1 protein-coding gene is annotated in these 254 nt (G+C 61.8%); it reads right to left on the bottom strand.

The features are described 5' to 3' along the window. Window positions 1-16 precede the first annotated feature (16 nt). Window positions 17-254, bottom strand: a 238-nt coding sequence (locus RUU78_RS16970) for a hypothetical protein (protein ID WP_313918645.1), incomplete at its 5' end; no start/stop codon positions are given.

Below are 254 nucleotides of genomic sequence, written 5' to 3'. Positions count from 1 at the left end.
AGATGTCCTGGGCAAGTCACAGCGCGACCGTTCTTGTGTCCTGCACCCGGTCTTCACCACCCCGCGAAATGCGCTCAACGCCGTCGTTTGGCTGCCCGACCCGTTGGGCGTTCAGAGTGATCAGAACCTGCGGTTCTGAGCGATCACTCTTCGTCCCGGCCCGTTGGGCGTTCAGAGTGATCAGAACCTGCGGTTCTGGGCGATCACTCTGCGTCCCGGCCCGTTGGGCGTTCAGAGTGATCAGAACCTGCGGT

Origin of the sequence: Tahibacter sp. (assembly GCF_032229445.1) — a bacterium.
In the GTDB taxonomy this organism is placed as follows: Bacteria; Pseudomonadota; Gammaproteobacteria; order Xanthomonadales; family Rhodanobacteraceae; genus Tahibacter.
This window is presented reverse-complemented; position numbering and strand designations above follow the sequence as displayed.